A 21,855-nucleotide genomic window follows, 5' to 3' on the forward strand; every position below is an offset into this window, starting at 1 on the left:
ATCAACGAGGTATGAAAAGTTAGCAAGGAATTATGCCAGTATGGTTTCACTGGCATTTTCGATGATGTGGTTGCCGATGTATTGCTGAGTGAAATATGTACAGCAAAGATCAACAGGCCTTAGGAAACTCCAGCGAACTGAGTGCGCCAGATAGGGTTATGAAAAGAGTAGGGGCGACACTCCGGTTTTGACTAACTGTTAGTTTCAGCTTTTTAAGTTAGCAGAAGCTATGCCAGGTATTGTCTCTCGCTAATGAGGAGGCCGCGCCGTCTGCCGATATTTCAGTCGGCGACGTTTTATGTCTTTCGCATACTAACTGGCATCTAAGCTACTTAGTTTTTCTAAACACGCCAAACACATCGCCACTGCTATACCGGAGATTAATATTCCCGTGCAGTCCAACACGTTTTGCGCAGACAAAAAGGTTCAGAAAAACTGCCCCACACATAGGGTTGCAACGCCCTGCAAGGTCGGCCTACAACTAATTCTGGCAACTATAAAAATCCCATGTGGTGCGCCTAAATCCACAACGGGGGTCGCGGCGAGCTAATTTTTATAAACACCTGGCCTGACCCAAAAGGGCTTAACGGCAACAACCAATAGTGAATTAAACGCCATAATTAGTACAGAAGTAGGGATCGCAATTTTTAAACCCGCGCGGTAGATGAGGATCATCGCAGTATAGAGCACCATGTCTGTACCAACACCTGTAGCTGATACGACTAAAGCGCCCGCAAACCCACCGCACCACCAAACGAAAGTCCTAGTTTTCATTGCACTCGGTCATGCCGCTGTGGCCGTGCATTTCCTGAAGCCCGTATAAGTGCAATACACCGAAAGGGCCCAAACTACCGCAAATACGAGCTTTATTCACAGCTCGGAGGTTAAGGCACGATCAGGAATAGTTCCAGAGGAGTTCCAACGAGTGAGCCTGACATGGCGCCACTTAGAATGAACCAGGCCAGCGGCTGGCTTCGAGGCAGAATAAAAATACCTGCATGCGTCATGCCTATCGCCTGAATAGCGAAACTTAAATCCCGACCCAGGCAGGCGGGCAGTTCAAACAGCAAAACGCGGACCGGGAATGCAACAGTCCCACCGCCCATAGGCGTAGAACCCGCAGGGACCGAAAAGAATCATCATCTATTGCCCTTACATGCTGATCGGCGCCCTAGAGACCATGAACGATGTTAAACACTGGGTAGATAGACTGAATTGTCACGCGTCTGAGATTGTCGAACTAGACAAACTCAACACCAAGCGCAAGAAGCATTACCTGGTAAAGAATCCGGGCGTAGGCAACTATGAGAAAGGGAGTTTTTCGTTTTAGTGTTTGCTGAAATATGTTGCTGTGATAAACTTGTGTTATCTATTCACACAGGGGATCAGTCATGGCAAGAACAACCAGCATCACAATTGGCGAGCAACTAGACACCTTCGTCGGGCAATTGATCGCGTCCGGGCGCTACGGCTCCACCAGTGAAGTCATGCGTTCGGCGCTTCGATTGCTTGAACGCGAGGAAAGAAAAACCGCCGCATTACGTAAGGCGATAGAAGCTGGTGAGCGAAGCGGTGAAAGTGACTTGTCACTGAGGGATGTTGCGCACCAGGTAAAGAAAAAGCACCATGTATAAACTGTCCACGCTGGCCGTCGAAGATTTTGCCAGCATCTACGAGTATACACTGCTCAATTTTGGCGCTCGCCAGGCAGATGACTACACCGATGATATGGAGCGCATCTTCCAGCTTCTGGCGAGTTCGCCGCTAATGGGCCATACCTGTCCGGAAATAGCCGAAAGCGTTCGCCGGCACGATCACGAGCGCCACGCCATCTTTTACCGAAAACGCGAGCACGATATTTTTGTCATCCGGATCCTTCACCAGCAAATGGAACCGATGAAGCATTTCTTTACAGATTGATACCCAGTCCGTATTCCACAGGCTTTTGAAGCAAAATGTTCCCGTTTTTCCCGACTCCCTACACACACAAACTAAATTCCCCCCTTAAATCAAATAATTAAAGCTTTTTAGAAGCAAAACCTGATGCGTGAATTTGTGCTGCCCGTGGTCGTATCCGTAGTAACCGGGGTAGGGGCGTCGTTTGTCAGCTCGCAGTTGGCCGTGAAAGTACTGGAAACCAAAGTGCAGAGATTGCGGATTTTATAAACGATCACTGCTCTATGGCAGATCACGAGCAGTGTCTGGACCTGATACGAATTATGCTGTCATTCTAATCGAGTATAAAGCCCAGCTCTTGCAATGCCTTGTACTCCGGAGAGCCTTTGACGTTTTCACAGTGCAGTTTTTTGCGATCGATAATAGCGCGGGAGCCAAAGACACAGGCGGCTTCGCGGTCGAGCTCCCGCTGCTTGGCATACTCACGCCGCAAGTATTCTTCTTTTTCGGCGTGAGTCATGTTCACCATGCCCCCTTTGTTTGCAAAGTACGAATCGGGCATGCATTGTTTTTTTCAGTACAACGGGGTTAAAAAGCGCAGAGTTGGTTGGCGATACCAATTCCAGCCATTGCTTTGCGCCAAACGCCAATAGGCGTTCGTGTTGTGGGTCAACACCCCACACACCCGGCGTGGCTTGCTCCCACCATTTTGACTGAATAAGAAAGGAGCTGCGGTAAAGGTTGTAGGGCCATTGATCCCACGCCGGATCATTGAAGCGACGATCATTTGTAGGTGACGGCTCAGGTGATGCAACTTCCTGATCTGGATTGACCAGGCTCTTTTTCAGCAGAGACATCCATTGCTCAGACAGGGCACCTGCAAACGCCAAAAGCTCCGATTGCTTTCCGGGGCTGTTCGCTAAATGGCTTGCCCAATAAGTCCAGGCCAACAGCGACGATTCAGGTGAAATGGAGGCCCAAGCAATATGCGCCTGCATATCCAGTGCTGGAGCAATTGCCGATGAAGCATTGCCGCTCTTGTTTTTTGTCAAAACGCATTACCTCAGTTTCTATTCAAGTAAGTAGAGCGTCCTTGTTTGAATGCGGGCGTAGTTGTGTCTATCGGCGCATTCCGTTAACTCTTTCGTCTTAACCGGCCATCAGACTGATCACCAGTGCGTTCGCAATGTCGATGACGAATCCGCACACCAGAGGCACCACGATGAACGCCTCGCGTGCGGCGCCATGCTCCCGAGTGACGGCCGTCATGTTGGCGATGGCGGTGGCGGTAGATCCCAGTGCGATTCCGCCGAAACCGGCGCACATCACTGCAGATTGGTAATCCCTGCCCATTGCCCGAAAAACGACCAGAAGAACGAACGCGATGACCAGGGTGATCTGCACCAGCATCGCCACCGTGATGAATCCAAGCACGGGCTGCAGTTCCCAAAGCCTGAGTCCCATCAGCGCCATGGTCAGAAACAGGCCCAATGAGATATCGGAGATCAGGGCGATACCTGGCTGCATGCTCGGCCAGTTCCATAGGCGCCCGCGCCCATTCGGCCTCATCCAGTCGCCGATCATGCGCAGTAGGATTCCCGCCAGCAGGCAGCCAACAAAGGCAGGCAGCGTGACGGGAGTACGCGCAACGAGGGCATTGATTCCGGAGCCCAACATCAAGACCAAGTTGAGCCAGAGCAATGCCAGCAGCACACCGTAGTAATCCAGGCGAGCATGCGGTTCATCGCTATGCAGCGTGCCAATCTCCAAGGCGCTGTCCCCGAAGGCTCGAAGTTGATGCCTGCGCATGAGCAGGCCGCGATCAGGCCGATCATGTTCGCCGCCAACTCCAGTTCCTGCGCCTGGACAATGCCGAGGGTTTCAACGAAGTAATCGGACCAGGCCAAGCCGCCCACCAAGGCTTCCGGAATGCTGTACCGACGCAAGATGTCCAAACGGGCTACCAGGCCCTTGCCCACGAACAACAGCAAGATGGCGAGCGTGAACGCATGGAAGGCGTCGATATTCATCTGTCCTCCCCACTACCCAAATAGGGCAGCGCATGGCTGGCCGCGACCCACTCTTCGTTGGTGGGTTCGACGGCCACGATGACCTGGCTGCGGTCGCAGGAAATCGTCGCCGCATGACTGGCATTGGCGTCGGTATCCAGGACAATGTCCAGAAAGCCCAGTGCCGCACAGATGCGCTCGCGAATGAACGCATTGTGTTCACCAACGCCCGCCGTGAACACCAGCATGTCCAGGCCGCCCAGCACAGCGACCAGGGCACCGATCTCGCGCACGATGCGACGCACGTAGAGGGCCAGTGCCAAGCGCGCTCGCTCCCCCGTTTCGCCTTCATCGTTCTCGTGCCGGAAAATGATGCGCGGCTCGGCCGAGATGCCCGAAACGCCGAGCAGACCGGATTCGTGATAGAGGACGCGGCCCACCTGTTCCAGTGAAAGCTTCTCGATTTCCATCAGGTAGAGCACCGCACCTGGATCGAGCGCGCCGGTGCGGGTGCCCATCATCAGGCCGTCAAGTGCGGAGAAACCCATGGTAGTGGCGATGCTTTTGAGTCCTTGCATGGCGCAAAGACTGGCGCCACTGCCCAAGTGGGCAACGATGGTGCGCCCGCGCGCCGCGTCGCCATGGCGCTCGGACAAGGCCACCGCCATGTACGCATACGACAGGCCGTGAAATCCATACCGGCGTAGACCGCGCTCCCATGCGGCATAGGGCAACGGCAGAACCTGCTCGATCTTAGGAATGTTGTGATGGAAACCGGTATCGAAGCAGGCCACCTGCGGCAGTTCCGGCTGCTCGCGCAGCAGGATGTCGATGGCCTCCAGTGCGAATGGCTGGTGCAGTGGCGCCAGTGGGATGTATTCCTGCAGATCGGTGAGTACCTGAAGGTCCACGCGAACTGGCTCGAAATATTTACTGCCGGCATGGACGATCCGATGAGCGACCGCACCGATCCGGCGGCCATCGAGTCGCTGACTGACACGATCGCGGATGAGGCGCAATGCGGCGCGATAGGGATGTGCCGTATCCAGTTCGATCGGGAACGGCGCAACCCCGGTCTCTCCGCAATCCGGATCGGCGCCGCCGATTCCCTGCACCTTGCCATTCCACAACGCCTGGCGAGGCAGTGCCGTGGCCGAGGGGTCGAACACGGCAAACTTGATGCTGGATGAACCGCAGTTCAGCACAAGGATCAGTCCGTGCTCGGGGCGCCCGGAGTGGGCCGTGGTCGCATCCATCATGTTGTCCTCTTTTTGCCTGGCCCCGGTAACGTCGCCATGGTGTTCGGGTATGCCTGAGTTCTCATCGTCGTCAGACTCAGCGCGCTGTGTAGCCGCCATCGGCGATGAGCTGGGTGCCCGCAAGAAAGCTGCTTCCTTCCGATAACAAAAACGCCACGGCATGGGCGATTTCGTCCGGGGTGCCCAGGCGACCGATCGGATGCAGGCCAACGGCCTCCTGAAGGGCCGATTCGTCCAGGAAATCCAGGATGGGCGTACGCACGTAACCGGGATGGATCGAGTTGATCCGGATGCCCTTGGCCGCATAGGCCAGCGCTGCCGACCGGGTCAGCCCGGTAACAGCGTGCTTGGCTGCGACGTACGCGGGGTTCGCTGCATCGCCGACCACCCCCAGGATCGAAGAGACGTTGACGATGGCACCACCTCCTGAACGAAGGATCGCGGGAATCTGATAGCGCAGGCCATAGAACACGCCGTTCAGGTTGACATCAATCACCCGGCTCCAGGCGGCAGGGTCCAGTTCCCCCACTGGGCTCTGGTCGCCACTGATGCCGGCATTGTTGACCGCTAAATGAAGATCTCCGAACGTATCGACCGCGCAGGCTACGGCAGCCTGAACCTCATCGATGCGTGCAACGTTGGCCACATTGGCCACAGCGTTGCCGCCATCGGTGTTGATGAGGCTGGCGACGCGCTCCGCATTGTCGGCGCTGACATCCGAGACGACGACACTCAAGCCGTTACTCGCAAGAAGTCGCGCGATGGCCTCGCCAATGCCGGATCCTGCACCGGTGACCAGGGCTACACGGCCAGAAAATGAATACTTCATGGTGTTTCCTCCAAGGGGGTGGATGGGTTGCTGATAAGTCGATTCACGGGGGTGACAGCCGATAGTGGTGGGCCAGCATCAGTGCGATCGCGCATGAGGCGATGCGTGTATCGCGCGAGTCGGCGCGACTGGTCAGAATGACCGGCACCTTCGCTCCAAGGACGATCCCGGCGCTGGCTGCGCCGCCCATAAAGATCAACTGCTTGGCAAGCATGTTGCCGCTCTCCAGGTCAGGCACGACAAGGATGTCAGCCTGACCTGCGACCTCGGAGACGATCCCCTTGGTCCGCGCAGCGGCGATGGAGATTGCGTTGTCGAAGGCCAACGGCCCGTCGAGCAGGCCGCCAGGGATCTGGCCGCGATCGGCCATCTTGCACAGCGCCGCCGCGTCCAGCGTGGCCGTCATCGTCGGGCTGACCGTCTCGATTGCGGCCAGGATCGCGACCTTGGGTTCGTGCACGCCGGTCACCTGCGCTAGCTCGATGGCGTTGCGGATGATGTCTGCCTTCTGTTCCAGAGTCGGGGCGATATTGATCGCCGCATCGGTGACGATGAACGGGCGCGGATAGGCCGGTGTCTGCAACAGGAAGCAATGGCTGACCCGGCGCTTGGTGCGCAACCCCGCTGCTGCCGAAACCAGCGCGGACATCAGCTCGTCGGTGTGCAGGCTCCCTTTCATCAGAGCTTCGACTTCACCTGCGGCTGCCAAGGCGACGGCTTGCTGCGCAGCGGCGTGGCTGTGCGGGGCGTCCACAATGGCTACGTCGGCCAGATCCAGACCGGCCTCTGTGGCGACAGCTTCGAGCCGCTCCCGTGGCCCGACCAGCACCGGCTCGATCAAACCCGCGTGGCGCGCCTCGAGCGCGGCGGACAGGCTTGGGACATCGCACGGATGGACGACGGCTACCCGAATCGGTCGCAAGTGCGCGACATGCGCCAGCAGGTATTGCAGGCCAGTGCGGTCCTGCGCATCAGGGTGAATTTCCGGCAACGCGGTGCGCGCTCGCTCGATGCGCTCAGTGGGCGCATCGACCTCTACGTGGCCTTGGAAAATCACCACCCCCTCCTGGTTGATGCAGGTGCAGGCCAGCGTGACATAGTGGGTGGGCATGTCCTTGCTGGTCACCTGCATTCGCACGGTCAGCTTGTCGCCGGGCCGAACGGCTCCGAGGAAGCGCAGGTTCTGGCTGACATATTGGGTTCCAGGCCCCGGCAGGCTTGTTCCCAGCACAGCCGAGATCAGGACGTTTGCACAAATGGCCTCCTTGGTGTCCCGCGAGGGTGAAGACACCGAAGATTCCGGATCCACATCACCCGATTGCAGCGCGAACATGTGAATGTCTCGCGGCGAAAACGCGCGTTCAAGGCTGGCGCTGTCGCCGATGGCGATCTCGTCGAAGGTGCGGTTGCGCAGAACCTGCAATGCGTCGGAGGCGCCATCGACTGGTGCGGAGGACGTCGTCATTTGCCTTTCCCTCGCCGTGTTTGACCTGTCCGCGGCGCGGCTGGCGTCTTGGACACAGTTTTCTTCTGAGGCGCCTTGGGCTTTAGCGAGGATGTCTTGGAGGACGTGTTTATGGCCGGAGCGGAGGTGTCACTGGCGGCGCTCGGCATTGCAGGCACCGGCACTCGGCGCGCCGCCAGCTCGAACAGGGGAGAAACCCGTTCCAGACTGGCTTGTTCTTGTGCAGACAGCACACCACCGCTACCAATCACTTGCACGATCATCCCCGCCACCAGTGCGGCGATTTCCTCAGGCCGCCCCAAGCGGCCCACGGGAATACCGGCAACCACCTGCTTGACCACTTCCTCAGACATGCTCGTCACCATCTTCGTATCCAGATACCCTGGAGAAACGGTGTTGACCGTCACACCCTTGCGCGCCACCTCCTGCGCAAAGGCTTTGGTGAAGCCATGCATGCCGGCTTTGGCGGCGGAGTAGTTGGTCTGGCCGAACTGCCCCTTGGAGCCGTTGATGGAGGAGAAGTTGACGATCCTGCCCCAGCCCCTGTCGAGCATGCCGTCGATGAATGGCCGGGTGACGTTGAAAACGGAGTCGAGATTGACCCGCAGGACCGCATCCCAGTCGGCATAGCTCAGCTTGCGGAACGCGGGCATCACGCGTGATGCCCGCGTTTTTGACCAGAATGTCGATGTGGTGAGCGTCTGCTTGAATGAGGCCGGCCAGCTCCTGCCAGTTCTCCGCCTTGAGCAGGCTTTCGATTTCTGCGCCGGACTCGGCAATGCCGTCTTTGCCCGCGCGCGCGACGTTCTCCAACCATTGCTGGCCGTTTTCCTGCATCAGGCGCTGGAGGCGCAGCTGCAGTTCCAGGTTCGCCTTGAACAGGGGCTTCATTGCTCATGGTCAAACTCCTTACTGGGTTGAGTGCCCACTCGGGCGGTCAAACGATCAGGCCATCTGGCCGATCGTTTTGCGAAAGCGTGCTAACGACAGGAAAAACAGCACGGTGCCGATCAGGGCCAGCGCCAGGAACGGCTGCCATACCGTCTCCAGGCCGGCGCCCCGGTAGAGGATGGCCTGGCTCAGTTCCACGAAATGGGTGGTGGGTGCAATCAGCATGATGTTCTGCACGATTTCGGGCATGCTCTCACGGGGTGTAGAGCCACCAGAAAGCATCTGCAGCGGCATGATGGTGAGCATCATCAACATACCGAATTGGGGCATGTTGCGCGCCAGGGTGGCGATGAAAATGCCCATCGACGTAGTTGCGAACAGACTGAGCGCCGCGCCAGCGAAGAACAACGCAATGGAACCCTCGACAGGAACGCCCAAGACGCCGCGCACCATGAGATTAAGCGACAGGAAGGAGGCGATCAGCACAACCAGGGCCATCGACCAGACCTTGGAGAGCATGATCTGTCCGGGCGTAACCGGCATCACCAGCAGGTGCTCGATGGTTCCGTACTCGCGCTCCCGTATCAGCGCTGCGCCGGTCAGGATGATGGACAACAGCGTGATGTGGTTGATGATCTGCACCACCGAGCCGAACCAGGCCTTATCCAGTGCGGGGTTGAAGCGTGCGCGCAATGCCAAATCCACGGGTGGCTCGTCGGTGCTGCGGTAACGCTTGACGAACTCATTTACTTCACCTGTGAAGATCTGCTGGACATAGCCACTGCCGGTGAATGCCTGGCTCATGCGAGTGGCGTCGACATTGAGCTGCACGGCGGGCGATCGCCCCGCCAGCACGTCACGCTGGAAGTTGGGAGGAATGACCAGGGCGAAGGTGTACAGCCCAGCATCCATGCCCGGATCCACGTCTGCATAGTCGATCATGGCCGGTGGCGTGAACTGCGGCGGGTAGAAAGCCGATGCGACCCGCTGGGAAAGCGCCGAATTATCCTCGTCGACGATGGCAATGGGCGCGTTGTGCAGTGTCTCCGGCATGGACGTGGCCGAGGTGTAGACTGACGCGGTGAACACATAGACGATGAGTACGAGCATCATCGGATCGCGCCAAAGGCTCCACAGCTCCTTGATACCCAGGTCGTAGATGTTGGCCAGATTTCTTCTGCCCATCTCAGCGCTCCTGCTTCTTGAGTAGCAAAACGGCCGCACCAAGAATGACCGGGACCGACAAGAGCATCGACCACAGCGGCCCTGTCAGATCGGCCAGGCCGAGCGCTTTGCTGAACACGCCGCGACTGATGGTGATCATGTGCGTGGCGGGATAGATCTCGCCGATGAACTTGCTGGTGCCTTCGAGCGAGGACACCGGATCGATAAGGCCGGCGAACTGAGTGGCGGGAATGAGGGTGCCGATCATGGCAAAGAACATGGCCGCGATCTGGCTGCGGGTCACGGCCGAGGCCAGCAGTCCCATGCCTGTCGCGGCGAAGGAGAAGATCAGTGCGGCCAGCACCAGAGTGAAAAAGCTGCCCGTGACTGGCACGCCGAAGACGGTAACCGCGAGCAGCGTCATCAGCAGGAAGTTCACCATGGCCAGGCCGACATAGGGCAGTTGCTTGCCAAGCAGGAACTCGAGGCGCGTCACCGGCGTCACGTACAGATTGGTGATCGAGCCCGTCTCTTTCTCGCGCACCACCGCCAGGGCGGTCAGCATCGCCGGCAGCATGAGCAGCAACAGGGGGATCACGGCAGGCACCATGGCCGGCAGGCTCTTGACATCGGGGTTGTAGCGAAAGCGCGTCTCGACGCTGGCATTCCCGGTCATGCTGGCGCCGCCGCGCTCGCTGACCTGTGCCAGCAGCCAATGCTGGTGCATGCCCTGAACGTAGCCCTGGACGGTTTCCGCGCGTTGCGGCATGGCGCCATCGAGCCAGGCGCCGATCTGCACGTTCTGACCTCGCAAAACATCGCGGCTGAAGCCAGGGGGGATTTCGATGGCCAGCGCCAGTTCGCCGCTGCGCATGCGCCGGTCGAGATCGTCGTAGTCGACGATCGGCGCGTGCTCTGAAAAGTAGCGCGAGCCGGCCAGGTTCAGTGTATAGCTTTGACTGAGCGTGGTCTGGTCGCGATCGAGCACCGCATAACTCAGATCCTCGACGTCCATAGTGATGCCGAAGCCGATCACGAACATCAGAAGCAGCGAACCGCCCAGCGCCAGGGTGGCGCGGACCGGGTCACGCTGCAGTTCCAGGGTCTCGCGCCACAGATAGCTGAACATGCGCTGCAAGCTGAATCTTCCAGAGCGGTAAGCGTCGTGTTCTGCGTGCACCGCGGATGGCTGCTCCTCATGATTGGCGGCCTCAGGCTGGCTGGGCGGGGCGGCTGTGCCGCCGTCGGCTTCGAGGAGGTAGCCGATGAAAGCCTCTTCAAGGGTTTCGGCGCCGCGTTTCTCGACCAGTCTGGCGGGCACGTCGCTATCGAGCACCTTGCCCGCATGCATCATCGACATACGGTCGCAGCGTTCGGCCTCGTTCATGAAGTGGGTGGAAATGAAGACCGTCACCCGGTCGCGCCGCGACAATTCGATAAGCAGCCGCCAGAAAGCGTCTCGCGCCACCGGATCGACGCCGGAGGTCGGCTCGTCCAGAATTAGCAGCTCGGGCTTGTGCACCATGGCGACCGCCAGCGACAGGCGCTGGCGTATACCCAGAGGCAGACTGGCCGGCAGGCTGTCGATGACGTCCACCAGCCCAAAGCGCTCCACCATCTCGTCCACGCGGCCCGGAATGTCCTCCGGGGGGACACTGAACAGCTTGGCGTGTAATTCCAGATTCTGGCGAACCGTGAGTTCACTGTAGAGCGAGAACGCCTGCGACATGTAGCCGACGCGGCGACGGGTCTCCAGATCATGCGGATCCACTTCGTGGCCGAACAGCCAGGCTTTTCCCTCGCTCGCCGGAAGCAGGCCGGTGAGCATCTTCATGGTTGTGGACTTGCCGCAACCGTTGGAGCCGAGGAAGCCGAAGATCTCACCGCGCCGGATGCGGAAGGAGACACTGTCGACGGCAACGAAGTCGCCAAAGCGCATGGTCAGCCCCTCGGCCTTAATGGCGATATCGTCCGCGCCGCCCTCCGGCAGGGGCGGAATGACTACCGCGTGGTGACCGCGCTTTTTCTCTTCCGGAAGCAGGCGAATGAATGTCTCTTCCAGGTTCGGACTGCTTGTTTTTTCCAGCAATTCCTTCGGCGTGCCGGTGGCGAGGACCTTGCCGTCATCGACGGCGGCTAGCCAGTCGAAGCGCTGTGCCTCATCCATATAAGCGGTAGCTACGATCACGCTCATGCCGGGGCGATCGGCGCGGATACGCTCGATCAGATCCCAGAACTGCGCGCGCGCCAGCGGATCCACGCCGGTCGTTGGCTCATCGAGAATCAGAAAATCCGGGTCGTGAATCAGCGCGCAGCACAGGCCGAGCTTCTGCTTCATGCCTCCGGAGAGCTTGCCAGCCGGGCGCTCAAGGAATTTGAAAAGGCCAGTGGCCTGAGTGAGCTCATCGATACGCTGGCGGCGTTCCGCAGAGCCATGACCGAACAGGCGCGCGAAGAACTGCAGATTCTCCTCGACCGAGAGCGTCGGGTACAGGTTCTTGCCCAGTCCCTGCGGCATGTAGGCGATGCGCGGGCACACCTGCTTGCGATAGGCTTTGCTGGCCATATCACCACCCAGCACCGCGACCGTGCCCTCCTGGATAATGCGTACACCAGCCAGCAATGACAGCAGACTGGACTTGCCGACGCCGTCGGGGCCGATCAGGCCGACCATCCGCCCGGCGGGAATGTCCAGGTCGATGCCATCCAGGACCATGACGTTGCCGTAACGCAAGCGCACCTGAGTGACGCTTGCAACGGTCACGGGTTGCGCACTGTGGCTCATACCTTACTCCGGCACGCGAAGGGACAGGTTCTGAGGCCACTCGGCATTCGCGTCGAGCTTGACCCAGGCCACGCCGGGTAGCCCGGTCTTGACCTGATTCAGGTGTTCACGCAGCAGCTCCTGCGAAATCTGCGCGCGCACGCGAAACATCAGCTTCTGCCTCTCGCTCGCGGTTTCCACCGTCTTGGGGGTAAATTGCGCCACACTGGCGACGAAGGAAACGGTGGCTGGAATAACAAAATCCGGCGCGGCATCCAGAATGATGCGTACCTCGGTGCCCAGCGCGACGCGGCCGGCCACGGTCTCGGGCAGGAAGAAGGTGATGTACACGTCCGACAGGTCGATCAGGTTCAGGACACGGCCGCCGGCTCCAAGCACCTCGCCGGGTTGCGCCACGCGAACCTGAACCCGTCCGTCGCGCGGGGCACGCAGTTCGCTGTCGCGGAGGTCCGCTTCGATGCGATTGATGCTGGCCGTGGCAGCGGACACGCTGGACCTCGCGCCGACAAGCTGCGCCTTGGCGGCCTCGACCGCGGCGCGGGCAGCGGCGGTATGTGCTTCGCTGGCCGCGAGGGCCGCCTGTGCGCCCCGTACGCGCGCTCGGTCATCGTCCAGCTCCTGTAGCGAGGCGGCGCCCTCTTGGGACAGGGTCTGCGAACGTTTCAGCCGCCGTTGCGCAGCGTCGAGTTCCGACTCGCGCTGACCGACCAGGGCCTGTGCCGCAACAACGTCGGCTTCGCGCAGCGCCACCTGTGCCCGCGCTGCGGTCACCGAGTGCTCCGTCTGCTGACGCATGGCGAGGGCCTCGTCGCGCTGCGCTTCCAGCGTTTCCAATTGCATCCTGGCCAGTGGCTGGCCAGCCGCGACGAAGTCGCCTTCACGTACGAGGATGTCTTCGATACGACCGGGAAGCTTGGTGGCGATATCGATCTCGGTGGCTTCGATGCGGCCATTGCCGCTGACGAACCCTTCGCCGGGCCCGCTGTCGGCTAGCTCCGTCCAGCCCCACCAAGCCAGCGCGACAACAACCGCTGCAGCGGCAACAATCAGGAGTTTTTTCTTGAGAGAGGATGAGACAGTCATAGGTTTCGTGTGCCTTAACGGGTTGATGGGGTGGAAGCGGGCGTCGAGGTCTCACCCTGCGCCTGGCCAGTTGCGGCGAGGGTGCCGCCGCCGAGCGCTGCATACAGCGCCACCTGGCTGGATAGCAGTGCACGGCGCGCCTGTACCAGCTGCTGTCCGGCATCCAGCAAATCGCGCTGGGCGTCCAGCACCTCCAGGAAAGCGGCCGAGCCGTTGTCGTAGCGCAACTGGGCCAGCCGTGCGCGTTCGTTCTGCGCTTCCAGATTGGCCCGCTGGATAGTCAACTGCTCAGCCAGCCAGTACTTGGCGCTCAGCGCATCGGCCACCTCGCGAAAGGCCGTTTGAATGGTCTTTTCGTACCCGGCAACGGCGATGTCACGACGTACTTCGCTCAGTTCCAGGTTTGCGCGCCGCCGCCCGCCATCGAAGATGGGCAGCGACAAGGTAGGCATGAAGGTCCAGGCGCGGCTGCCGGAATCGAACAGGCCATCAAGATCGGAACTCGCCGTGCCGAAGCTGCCGGTCAGCGCGATGCGCGGCAAAAACGCCGCACGTGCTGCGCCGATGTTGGCATCGCCGGCACGCAATTGGTGTTCGGCGGAAATGATGTCCGGGCGACTTACCAAGAGCTCCGAGGGCAGCCCGGCCCGGAGTTCGGCCAGCACCGTTGTTTCATCGAAGGGTACCTTAGCGGGCAGCGGACCAGGATCGGCGCCAACCAGCAGTGCCAGTGCGTGCAGTTGCGTGGCGCGCGCTTGCTCAAGCCGGGTTCGCAACGCCTGGGCTTGGTTCAGCAAAGTCTGGACTTGAATGAGATCCAGCTTTGAGGTTGAGCCGGCTTCAACGCGGCGCCGGAAAATGCGATACGACTCCTCGCGGGTCGCGACGGTTTGCCGCGCGATGGCCACGCGTTCGTCTATCTCACGCAAGCCCAGATAGCCGTCGGCCACCTGAGCGATCAGCGCAAGGTGGATGGCCTGGCGGGCCGCGTCGGAAGCCAGCCAGCGTTGCAGAGCTGCGTCTTCGAGGTTGCGGACCCGGCCCCACAGATCCAGCTCCCAGGTGCTCAAGCCCACCTCGGCCCGGTACTCGCCGCCGACCTGCGACCGGCCCGACATGTTCAGGTCGCCAGGGACGCGTGCGCGTCCACCCTGAGCACCGACGCCCACGGCAGGAAATCGGTCCGAGCGCTGAATGCGGAATGCCGCGCTGGCTTCCTCGACACGCAGCGCGGCCAGGCGCAGATCGCGGTTGTTCTCCAGCGCGGTCTCGATGAGGCGTTGCAGCAAAGGGTCCGTGAAGTAGGCCTGCCAGGCAAGTTCTCCCGCGTGGGCACCCTCGGTGCTTGATTCAAGATGACCAGGCCAAACCTGGGGTACCGGCAGCGGCGGGGTATCAGGAGCAGGAGCGAGCGACATGCAGCCGGCTAATACGACGGCGCTCAGCGTCAGCGAGGCAGTGCGCAGTCTGAACTCAGGAAATAAGGAAAAAGCTGGAGGCATTGTCACGTTCCGTACGGGGTTCAGGCTAATGGGGTCTGGTTGGAGAGGCGAAGAGACGATAGCCGCCCACGCAATGGGGGGGCGTGGCTGATGTCCACGATCCGTCCGTTCTTTACTCGCAAGCGTTATCAAGCCCACGCCATCTCCTTATTGATGTGTGCACACCCATGCCTCTTTCGGCTGGTTGATGAGGTGCTCTTCATGCTTCACTTCCAGCGTTTCGGGTTCGTCCGCGTTCTTACGGCATCTCGCATCATGAGATTTGCAAGAAACCGACTGGGCGGTTGTTTGTTATTATACGTTACAATCCCGGATTTGCAATAGCAGTTCACTACACACTGCACGCCAGTCAGTTGGAACTGCTTGATTTGGGCTGACCATGTTTTCATGGTGGAACCGGTGACCAGCCCATGCGACAATTCATCAGATTTTTGAACAGGGACCTTTGAATGCCAACCAAGAAAAATAATGACGTACCAGACAAGCGCCGCTATCTGTCCTCTGCGGCCAGGAAAGAGGAAATACTGGACGCGGCCCTGATCGAGTTTGCAGATCGGACATACAACGCCGTGTCAATGGAGCGTCTGGCGGAATGTGCGGGTTTGTCCAAGGCAGGCATCTACGCCCACTTCAAAAGTAAGGAAGAAATTTTTCATGCTCTGCTTGAACGTGCAACGCAGAAGCTTCGCGATTTCGAGGGCTGGCTTCCGGATGAAGATCTGACGTTGTCAGAGTTGGTAGACGCCTATCTTGATCGCCTGTACGCGACATTTGAATCCCCCGCTATATTATCGATCTACCGACTACTTTTGACCGAAAGCGTCAGAGCACCGGATCTGGTGGATGCTTGGCATAATGAGGTGGCGTGCGAATTACGTGAGCGGGCGCAGTTCATCATCCAACGCAACATAGACCGGGGGATTGTTCGTCCGGGTGTCTTGACCGAGCACTTTTTCCCGCTGGCGCTCGCTCCGGCACTGCTGTGGCTGACCTCTTCAATGTTATCCAGGGACGACCCTTCCATATCGCTCGTGCAGGTACGAGATGCGCATCGGCAGCTGCTGTTTGAGCTTTTGCAGCCTTGATGAAAAGGAAAAGGGTAAGACAAAAAGTCAGACACATCCCTGTGCGCCTGGTGATCGGCTTTGCGCTACTATTGCTGACTGCATGGGGCGCGTTGGCTTTATGGTATCAGGTGCCGCAGGCGGCTGTTCGCTTGATCACCGTTGCGCTGTGGGCGGCCGCGGGGCTGTCGATGATGGTGGCGCTGACGGGCCTGCCCAGCCGCAAGTCATGCAATCTCGCGACAGTGGCATTCATAAGCGCCGTCGCTATCCTGGCGGCGTGGTGGAGCACCCTGCAGCCCTCGCACCACCGCCTATGGGCTAATGATGTTGCCCAGTTGCTGGACGCCAGGATCGACGGCGACCATGTTCAACTGAAAAATGTACGCAACTTCGAATGGCGCAGTGAAACCGACTACACGCCTCGTTGGGAAAGTCGCACCTACGACCTACACGGATTGGTATCTGATTATAGCTACGCAGAACTGCAGGCACTGGGGTACATCAACGAACACGCCCTTGCTTCCGACGCATCAGCGGCCGATTTCTCGACGTCAATTCGGCAGGGTGTGCCTGGCGGGCCGGCCAACGAGGCGTATCCTTGAGGTTCCTGCGACCCTGCTTCCTTGTGGCATGGATGGCCATTGCCCCGCTGTTGCTGGGGGGCTGTTCGATTCTGAGCGAATTCGGCCCAGTGGTTGAAGTTCATATGCTGACGGCCGAGCAGGCCATCGAACTCAAGCGCGGCGACATCCTGACACGCGGCAAGCTCAGCGATGCGACTTTCCAGACCATCCGGGTGGCGGCATTGGATGCGCAAGCTTGCGCAAAGCCGATCTCAGCGGATTGCGTTGAAGCCCTGGCCGCCGTGACGGGGGTGACTACGGATCGACGCCTTGCCGCGCTGTCCGAACTGTGGCTGGCGCAGGCACAAGCTATGAAGCCCGGATCCGAGCAGCAAGCCGCCTGGTTTGAAACCATCCGTTACGCCTATGCCTACCTCTTTCTCGGCGACCATACCCCAGGAGAGCGAGCCTTCGAGGATCGCCAGACACAAGTACGGGACTGGTATAACTATGCTGTCGAACGTGCCGCCACCACGATGTTTGAATCTGGGCAACAAACGCCTACGCAGTTGCCAGCGCAACCCCGCCGAAACATCGCAGGCTGGGAATTGCACGTGGATATGCGTAGCGCGCGCTTGCCGGGCAGTACGGGGGTGCCAGCCGAACTTCTGCCAGCCTCGTCCCTATCTTTCCGCGGACTGCGCAGCCTCTACCGGCGCGACGGTTTTGGAGCCGAGTTGGTGGCGGTCATGCCGGAGGAACCCTTGACTACTGCCGCCACTCGGGATGGCCGTCCAGCTGTCAAACGCAATCAGCAGCCTCTACCCTGGAGCGAGATGCCCGCGCCGTCCATGACGGTTCTATTGCACCCGGATGGAGAAGACCTGGACAGCGTGCTGCAAACCCGCACGGTCCGGTTGACAGTGCATGACCCCTATGTGGAGTCGGCCATCAAGCTGCGCGGACAGCGCGTACCCCTGGCCGCCAATTTCACCGCCGGCTACGGCGTATGGTTGGCCCGTGCCAAATTCAACCGGCAGTCGCTCCGCAGCCTGCTTGGACGCGAAGGTGGCATTGACCGCCCGCACGTCTACCTGATGCAGCCCTACGATCCGAACAGACGGGTCATCGTCATGCTCCACGGACTGGCCAGCAGCCCGGAAGCCTGGGTGGAACTCGCCAACGAAATCCTGGGCGATGAGGCGCTGCGCCAGCACTACCAGATCTGGCAGGTTTACTACCCGACCAATATGCCGATCGCATTGAACCACGCGATGATTCGCAGGGCGCTCAAAGATACGCTGACGCATTTCGATCCTTCCGGTCAGGCGCCGGCTTCGTCCGACTTAGTGCTGATGGGGCATAGCATGGGCGGCGTCATCGCACGGCTGATGGTCTCGTCAACTGATCAGTCGCTGGTGCAGCTGGCTGCGGATCACAGTCGGCTGACGGCGAAGCAGATCAAGCGCATTGATCCGATGTTGCGTTTCGAGCCCTTTCCGCATGTCAGCCGCGCCATCTTCATCGCAGCACCGCACCGGGGCACGTCGTTCGCGGGTGGGCGCTTGGGGCGCTGGATGGCGGGATTCATCCGCTTCCCCGTCACGGTGCTCGAAGAACTCGCCCACACTCTGGCGCCCAATGCGACGGCCAGCAGCCACGAAAGCCTGGGATATATCCCCAATAGCGTCGACAACCTCGACGAGAACGATCCTTTCGTGCGCGCGGCTGCAGGCTTTCCCATCTCTAACCAGGTGCGCTATCACTCGATCGTGGCCCAGGCCAATGCCGAAGTGGCCCTCGTCGATTCTGATGATGGTCTTGTGCCTTACCGCAGCTCCCACCTGCCCGGCGCGCAGTCCGAGAAAGTCATCATTTCGGGGCACAGCGTACAACAGAATGCGGCCGCAATATTGGAAATTCAGCGCATTCTGAAAGAGGATATGACGCAGCGGGAAGAGCACCTCACCCCGCGCTAGACACTGCTGCTGACTCAGACAAGGCACTGGACGTACACAAAGATACGGACGTGCCCCTTCGAAGTGGTGTTGCGTCTGACGCGAATGATCATTGTCGCGAGGGTCGTCAAGAGCGTGGGGCGCTAGACGGTACCCGCGCAGTGGTACCTGCATTTGAAGCGTGGCTCGGATGCACGCACAGCTACCTGAGACAATATCAATCTTCCCCTTCATATCTTTACTCCGTATGTGGCTTTGGTATGCCCTGGCCGACGGCCACTCCTATGCCTGCTCCGGTCACCGCGGAATGCATCACAGGACTTTTTCTGTACGTTTTTTTTGACCAATGAGGGGTTTTCAGGGATTTTCCCTCTAAAAAGACATAATTCTCTGTAGGCCATCCCAGTAAGAAGCTTTGGAGGTGGGTTACTACTTATAAATGTGGCAAATCAGGTGAATAACGTACACCTTCATACGGAACACCCCTAGTATGGCCATCAAAAACGAAATTTCTATTCTCACGAGAGCAGAACAGGCCGATCTTTATTCTCCTCCTATTTTTTCAATCGAAGAACAACGTTTGTATTTTACTCTGAACGAAGCGGAATTGGCAGTTTCAGATCCATTCGCCTCAGAGCCCATAGATGTTATTTTGTCGCGATTTTGGGATACTTCAAATCAAAGCCAGTCATCCTTGATATCGCCTACTCGCAGGTTGCAAACGATTTAACGTTGATCAGTAAAGAGCTGTCTGGCGGCAAGGGGCTCAGACCATTCACACCCTCTCAAAAACAAAAAGTTCGAATCTACGTAAAAGTACTGGAACTCTCTGGTTACCACAAATGGGATGAGGACCAACATTTCAATTCCCTTTACGACCACCTTATGCAGGTTGGCAGTGCCTGGCTGGATTCGCGCCACCTCTTTGATGCAGCTATCGAGTACCTTGCCAGCCATAAAATCGCTATCCCCAGGTACACCGTGCTTCAGAGACTGATAAGCCGCACGATGCAACAGGTCAGAAAAGACCTGAACCACCAACTTAATCAACTCACCAGTCCCGAAATTAAAGTCTTTCTGGACAGCATAACAGCCAATGATGACGGGCTGAGCCTGAGCCAGCTCAGGGGCGGAGCAAAAAGTCTGACCATGGCTGAGCTTCAAAAAGAGCTTGTCCTGTATCACCGCTTAGCGCCATGGCGCACACAAATTAATGAGGTTGTTGATGGAAACTGGCTATCACTCCGTCTTTTTTATCCAATAGCGCCTGCATCTGCACAATGATTTGATGCAGATGGTGAGAACTGAAATATTAACCCAGCTCACCGAGTTGGGGGGAGTCCAATTATCTCGTAAATGAAGCTTCGCGGCCGGTCACATAAAAGATTATAAAATGACGTTTTGCAAATTTTTTGCATGATGTTCCTCATTCGGCTGAGTCGTCTAGATCGCTGAAGTATATATTTTTAGCGGTTAATAAGGCTCTGGTGAACGGTTATCATGGGCCTGCGCGAGTTTGTTACTTCAGAGTGTAAACTACGCCCAAAGTCAGTATTTCAGAGCCAGGATTTTTACTTCCCAACCCGCCGTTGGAAATGTGCCCAAGTGAAAGGCGGACTCTGACATCGTCCGTAGCCCGAAAACCTACCAATATACGTGATAAAAACTCAATGTTGTCTCCCAGAATGTCATCGTGTTCGAGGTATCCAGCCTGAACGCCCAGCCCAACTGTGACGCATTCAGTAATTGAGAAAGTGCGTAGCAGGCCTACGGAGTAGTAATCGTTATTGTTACTAAAACTTCGTCCGTAGAGACCAACTACCTTTATATCGTAAACCGCCGTGGGCTCGGAGGCAATGGAAAGTGAAAAGCCGGCATGACTGTCGCTGTCAAAAATACCACTGTACGTCAGGCCGCCTGACACTTCAGCTGCATGGCTGGCGGGGGCAGAAAGCAATCCAAGGGCACAAGAACAAGACGTAAAGGTTGAAATGATGGTTTTTCTTAGTTTTACAAACATAGTTAACGAAATAATAAAATTTTGTTTTGAGGGCGCCAAACCGGTGGAGCCCTCCCCAAAGTTAGCGCTACATAAAGCTGTTCAGGGAAATCCCAATGCCAGATCGAGTTTGTTTATGATAATAGTCGATGAAATTTTCCCATAGCCGGTAAAAGCGCTTGAAGCTTGCCCCACAAAGGGAAAATAATACTAAATTCTGCTGCGCCTTTATGAGTTGCCATTTTGTTACGGCCGGTAAAGTTGCACTCCATCCGGTTCCACTTAAAAATGGTGGTGACTTCAAAATGGCCGAGATAGTTCTCAATATCAGGGTTGTCATCGCCGTCGGGATCACCCGGATGTGCTTTCGGACTTTCGTGAAACCGCGCCCAGGGCCTCAACGAAAAGGCAAATTCATCCTTTTCAAAAAGGAAGTGCCCGTACCCTAGGTTACAGCATCGGGACAGGCTCTGCTGCTCGCCAGTAGACTGATGCTCAACGCCGAGGGCGAAACCCGGGTTTCCTCCGAAAGGGGGCCACTTAAGAGGCGCCTGGGAAAAGGCTTCGGGTTGATAGTTTGCTTGCCGAAAGGGCTTTGATATGTCGCTGGAATAGATATGCCACCAAGCCTGCATGGTGAATCCAAGATAGAGGGCATCTCCGTCAATGAACTGCGATTCCTGGTTAAGTGGGATTTTATAACTTAACTGATGTTTCGCTTCTATTTTCTCTAAATTTCTGCCGAATTTGTCAGCCGCATTATATTTCTCCCGATTTAACGCATTGGTAGTGATGACGGGGAGAAAGTAGCTCAGCTCATAAGGTGTAATCACGTACCGGTCAAACTGATTTGCCCGCTCATGCTCGATCCTTTTTAAAAGCCCGCCTAACGCAATGGTTGACCTTTTGGCTTCGGGAGACGCGCCACAGGTAGACTCTGTTTCCTTGAGGTACGATTGCTTCACCTTTTCCTCCAGCCCGTTTGTCTTGTCGTTTTTGATTGCGGCGAGAAGGCAGTCGTCATCATATTGTGCTGCAGTTGCGTGAGGTAACGTGATGCAATAGATGGCTGATAAACTCAGCTGGCCAGTAGCCTTTGCCGACTTCCGACAATGCGGGGGGCGAGAGCAATGGACATCTCTTCTCATATGATTGACCCGTTAAGTAAGCAGTGATGGCAGAAACGAAAAGTATTTGCTCTGCTAAATTATATACATTCGTGTATGAATGTTGATTTTATACATACATATATGTATAAATCTAGAGGCTGTTGATCTTTGCTTATAATTTGTTCAGCAGTACATTGGCAGCCACATCATTATGAATGCCAAGGCGACTGTACTGCCGTAATTCCTTGCTAATTTATCGTATCTTGTCGAAACAGC

21 protein-coding genes and 3 pseudogenes are annotated in these 21,855 nt (G+C 57.7%); 7 read left to right on the plus strand and 17 right to left on the minus strand.

All coding sequences use genetic code 11. The features are described 5' to 3' along the window. Positions 1–88, plus strand: a pseudogene (locus tag ACYVIL_RS18975) (IS5/IS1182 family transposase); the annotation flags it as partial. A 458-nt stretch (positions 89–546) separates the two neighbouring features. Here ACYVIL_RS18975 and ACYVIL_RS18980 read toward each other — a convergent pair. Continuing rightward, the gene (locus ACYVIL_RS18980; protein ID WP_460314177.1) at positions 547–774 is read right to left on the minus strand and encodes a hypothetical protein; all 228 of its coding nucleotides are present in this window, start codon (positions 772–774) and stop codon (positions 547–549) included. 617 nt (positions 775–1,391) lie between these two features. On the opposite strand from ACYVIL_RS18980, the gene ACYVIL_RS18985 reads away from it, so the two are divergent. Together ACYVIL_RS18985 and ACYVIL_RS18990 are read left to right on the plus strand one after the other, a co-directional pair. After that, positions 1,392–1,634 carry a type II toxin-antitoxin system ParD family antitoxin gene (locus ACYVIL_RS18985; protein WP_460314179.1) on the plus strand — a complete coding sequence of 81 codons (243 nt, stop codon included), beginning with the start codon at positions 1,392–1,394 and terminating at the stop codon, positions 1,632–1,634. Next, positions 1,627–1,920, plus strand: a complete 294-nt coding sequence (locus ACYVIL_RS18990; protein WP_460314181.1) for a type II toxin-antitoxin system RelE/ParE family toxin — start codon at positions 1,627–1,629, stop codon at positions 1,918–1,920. The genes ACYVIL_RS18985 and ACYVIL_RS18990 overlap by 8 nt, the downstream gene beginning before the upstream one ends. 310 nt (positions 1,921–2,230) lie before the next feature. On the opposite strand, the gene ACYVIL_RS18995 is transcribed toward ACYVIL_RS18990, so the two are convergent. From ACYVIL_RS18995 to ACYVIL_RS19055, 13 genes are all read right to left on the minus strand, one after another. Continuing rightward, positions 2,231–2,416 (minus strand): hypothetical protein, encoded by a 186-nt coding sequence (locus ACYVIL_RS18995; RefSeq protein WP_460314183.1) that lies wholly within the window; start codon positions 2,414–2,416, stop codon positions 2,231–2,233. Beyond that, the gene (locus ACYVIL_RS19000) at positions 2,379–2,948 is read right to left on the minus strand and encodes a poly-beta-hydroxybutyrate polymerase N-terminal domain-containing protein (protein WP_460314185.1); all 570 of its coding nucleotides are present in this window, start codon (positions 2,946–2,948) and stop codon (positions 2,379–2,381) included. Before ACYVIL_RS19000 ends, ACYVIL_RS18995 begins: the two co-directional genes overlap by 38 nt. A 97-nt stretch (positions 2,949–3,045) precedes the next feature. Then, positions 3,046–3,666, minus strand: coding sequence for a sodium/glutamate symporter (locus ACYVIL_RS19005; RefSeq protein ID WP_460314187.1), 621 nt, complete (start codon positions 3,664–3,666; stop codon positions 3,046–3,048). Further along, on the minus strand, positions 3,573–3,926 hold the full coding sequence (locus ACYVIL_RS19010) for a sodium/glutamate symporter (protein WP_460314189.1): 354 nt from the start codon (positions 3,924–3,926) through the stop codon (positions 3,573–3,575). The genes ACYVIL_RS19005 and ACYVIL_RS19010 overlap by 94 nt, the downstream gene beginning before the upstream one ends. After that, complete coding sequence (locus ACYVIL_RS19015; protein ID WP_460314191.1) at positions 3,923–5,164, minus strand: acetate/propionate family kinase; 1,242 nt, start codon at positions 5,162–5,164, stop codon at positions 3,923–3,925. The genes ACYVIL_RS19010 and ACYVIL_RS19015 overlap by 4 nt, the downstream gene beginning before the upstream one ends. A 76-nt stretch (positions 5,165–5,240) precedes the next feature. Further along, positions 5,241–5,993, minus strand: coding sequence for an SDR family NAD(P)-dependent oxidoreductase (locus ACYVIL_RS19020; protein WP_460314193.1), 753 nt, complete (start codon positions 5,991–5,993; stop codon positions 5,241–5,243). Between the two features lie 43 nt (positions 5,994–6,036). Then, positions 6,037–7,458, minus strand: coding sequence for a bifunctional enoyl-CoA hydratase/phosphate acetyltransferase (locus tag ACYVIL_RS19025; RefSeq protein ID WP_460314195.1), 1,422 nt, complete (start codon positions 7,456–7,458; stop codon positions 6,037–6,039). Then, a complete protein-coding gene (locus tag ACYVIL_RS19030) occupies positions 7,455–8,111 on the minus strand; it encodes an SDR family NAD(P)-dependent oxidoreductase (RefSeq protein WP_460314197.1) in 657 nt (218 codons plus the stop codon). The genes ACYVIL_RS19025 and ACYVIL_RS19030 overlap by 4 nt, the downstream gene beginning before the upstream one ends. Further along, positions 8,111–8,356 (minus strand): hypothetical protein, encoded by a 246-nt coding sequence (locus ACYVIL_RS19035; RefSeq protein ID WP_460314199.1) that lies wholly within the window; start codon positions 8,354–8,356, stop codon positions 8,111–8,113. Before ACYVIL_RS19035 ends, ACYVIL_RS19030 begins: the two co-directional genes overlap by 1 nt. A 47-nt stretch (positions 8,357–8,403) precedes the next feature. Further along, the gene (locus tag ACYVIL_RS19040; RefSeq protein ID WP_460314201.1) at positions 8,404–9,534 is read right to left on the minus strand and encodes an ABC transporter permease; all 1,131 of its coding nucleotides are present in this window, start codon (positions 9,532–9,534) and stop codon (positions 8,404–8,406) included. A 1-nt stretch (position 9,535) separates the two neighbouring features. Continuing rightward, the gene (gene rbbA / locus ACYVIL_RS19045; RefSeq protein ID WP_460314203.1) at positions 9,536–12,298 is read right to left on the minus strand and encodes a ribosome-associated ATPase/putative transporter RbbA; all 2,763 of its coding nucleotides are present in this window, start codon (positions 12,296–12,298) and stop codon (positions 9,536–9,538) included. A 3-nt stretch (positions 12,299–12,301) separates the two neighbouring features. Then, the gene (locus ACYVIL_RS19050; RefSeq protein WP_460314205.1) at positions 12,302–13,381 is read right to left on the minus strand and encodes an HlyD family secretion protein; all 1,080 of its coding nucleotides are present in this window, start codon (positions 13,379–13,381) and stop codon (positions 12,302–12,304) included. A 14-nt stretch (positions 13,382–13,395) separates the two neighbouring features. Beyond that, complete coding sequence (locus ACYVIL_RS19055; RefSeq protein ID WP_460314207.1) at positions 13,396–14,883, minus strand: efflux transporter outer membrane subunit; 1,488 nt, start codon at positions 14,881–14,883, stop codon at positions 13,396–13,398. A 449-nt stretch (positions 14,884–15,332) separates the two neighbouring features. On the opposite strand from ACYVIL_RS19055, the gene ACYVIL_RS19060 reads away from it, so the two are divergent. The 4 genes and pseudogenes from ACYVIL_RS19060 to ACYVIL_RS19075 all read left to right on the plus strand — a co-directional run. After that, positions 15,333–15,968 carry a TetR/AcrR family transcriptional regulator gene (locus ACYVIL_RS19060; protein ID WP_460314208.1) on the plus strand — a complete coding sequence of 212 codons (636 nt, stop codon included), beginning with the start codon at positions 15,333–15,335 and terminating at the stop codon, positions 15,966–15,968. Beyond that, entirely contained in the window at positions 15,968–16,552 is a 585-nt protein-coding gene (locus ACYVIL_RS19065; protein ID WP_460314209.1) for a hypothetical protein, read from the plus strand. The genes ACYVIL_RS19060 and ACYVIL_RS19065 overlap by 1 nt, the downstream gene beginning before the upstream one ends. A gap of 32 nt (positions 16,553–16,584) precedes the next feature. After that, positions 16,585–18,492, plus strand: coding sequence for an esterase/lipase family protein (locus tag ACYVIL_RS19070; RefSeq protein ID WP_460314211.1), 1,908 nt, complete (start codon positions 16,585–16,587; stop codon positions 18,490–18,492). A gap of 469 nt (positions 18,493–18,961) precedes the next feature. After that, positions 18,962–19,719, plus strand: a pseudogene (locus tag ACYVIL_RS19075) (DUF4158 domain-containing protein); the annotation flags it as partial. A gap of 271 nt (positions 19,720–19,990) precedes the next feature. Here the strand turns inward: ACYVIL_RS19075 and ACYVIL_RS19080 are convergent. The 3 genes and pseudogenes from ACYVIL_RS19080 to ACYVIL_RS19090 form a co-directional block, all read right to left on the minus strand. Continuing rightward, the gene (locus ACYVIL_RS19080) at positions 19,991–20,530 is read right to left on the minus strand and encodes an acyloxyacyl hydrolase (protein WP_460314213.1); all 540 of its coding nucleotides are present in this window, start codon (positions 20,528–20,530) and stop codon (positions 19,991–19,993) included. Positions 20,531–20,604: 74 nt separating this feature from the next. Continuing rightward, positions 20,605–21,618 carry a phospholipase A gene (locus tag ACYVIL_RS19085; protein ID WP_460314215.1) on the minus strand — a complete coding sequence of 338 codons (1,014 nt, stop codon included), beginning with the start codon at positions 21,616–21,618 and terminating at the stop codon, positions 20,605–20,607. 144 nt (positions 21,619–21,762) lie between these two features. Then, positions 21,763–21,855 (minus strand): annotated as a pseudogene (locus tag ACYVIL_RS19090) (IS5 family transposase); the annotation flags it as partial.

It is taken from the genome of Aliiglaciecola aliphaticivorans, from assembly GCF_054782055.1.

Bases quoted from the DNA above. Each gene is read 5' to 3' on its own strand.
- ACYVIL_RS19085 (WP_460314215.1), bottom strand. From the start codon at position 21,618: ATGAGAAGAGATGTCCATTGCTCTCGCCCCCCGCATTGTCGGAAGTCG.
- ACYVIL_RS19055 (WP_460314207.1), bottom strand. From the start codon at position 14,883: ATGCCTCCAGCTTTTTCCTTATTTCCTGAGTTCAGACTGCGCACTGCC.
- ACYVIL_RS18985 (WP_460314179.1), top strand. From the start codon at position 1,392: ATGGCAAGAACAACCAGCATCACAATTGGCGAGCAACTAGACACCTTC.
- ACYVIL_RS19030 (WP_460314197.1), bottom strand. From the start codon at position 8,111: ATGCCCGCGTTCCGCAAGCTGAGCTATGCCGACTGGGATGCGGTCCTG.
- ACYVIL_RS19035 (WP_460314199.1), bottom strand. From the start codon at position 8,356: ATGAGCAATGAAGCCCCTGTTCAAGGCGAACCTGGAACTGCAGCTGCG.
- ACYVIL_RS19010 (WP_460314189.1), bottom strand. From the start codon at position 3,926: ATGAATATCGACGCCTTCCATGCGTTCACGCTCGCCATCTTGCTGTTG.
- ACYVIL_RS18980 (WP_460314177.1), bottom strand. From the start codon at position 774: ATGAAAACTAGGACTTTCGTTTGGTGGTGCGGTGGGTTTGCGGGCGCT.
- ACYVIL_RS19050 (WP_460314205.1), bottom strand. From the start codon at position 13,381: ATGACTGTCTCATCCTCTCTCAAGAAAAAACTCCTGATTGTTGCCGCT.
- ACYVIL_RS18990 (WP_460314181.1), top strand. From the start codon at position 1,627: ATGTATAAACTGTCCACGCTGGCCGTCGAAGATTTTGCCAGCATCTAC.
- rbbA (WP_460314203.1), bottom strand. From the start codon at position 12,298: ATGAGCCACAGTGCGCAACCCGTGACCGTTGCAAGCGTCACTCAGGTG.
- ACYVIL_RS18995 (WP_460314183.1), bottom strand. From the start codon at position 2,416: ATGACTCACGCCGAAAAAGAAGAATACTTGCGGCGTGAGTATGCCAAG.
- ACYVIL_RS19065 (WP_460314209.1), top strand. From the start codon at position 15,968: ATGAAAAGGAAAAGGGTAAGACAAAAAGTCAGACACATCCCTGTGCGC.
- ACYVIL_RS19040 (WP_460314201.1), bottom strand. From the start codon at position 9,534: ATGGGCAGAAGAAATCTGGCCAACATCTACGACCTGGGTATCAAGGAG.
- ACYVIL_RS19060 (WP_460314208.1), top strand. From the start codon at position 15,333: ATGCCAACCAAGAAAAATAATGACGTACCAGACAAGCGCCGCTATCTG.
- ACYVIL_RS19025 (WP_460314195.1), bottom strand. From the start codon at position 7,458: ATGACGACGTCCTCCGCACCAGTCGATGGCGCCTCCGACGCATTGCAG.
- ACYVIL_RS19020 (WP_460314193.1), bottom strand. From the start codon at position 5,993: ATGAAGTATTCATTTTCTGGCCGTGTAGCCCTGGTCACCGGTGCAGGA.
- ACYVIL_RS19015 (WP_460314191.1), bottom strand. From the start codon at position 5,164: ATGATGGATGCGACCACGGCCCACTCCGGGCGCCCCGAGCACGGACTG.
- ACYVIL_RS19070 (WP_460314211.1), top strand. From the start codon at position 16,585: ATGGCCATTGCCCCGCTGTTGCTGGGGGGCTGTTCGATTCTGAGCGAA.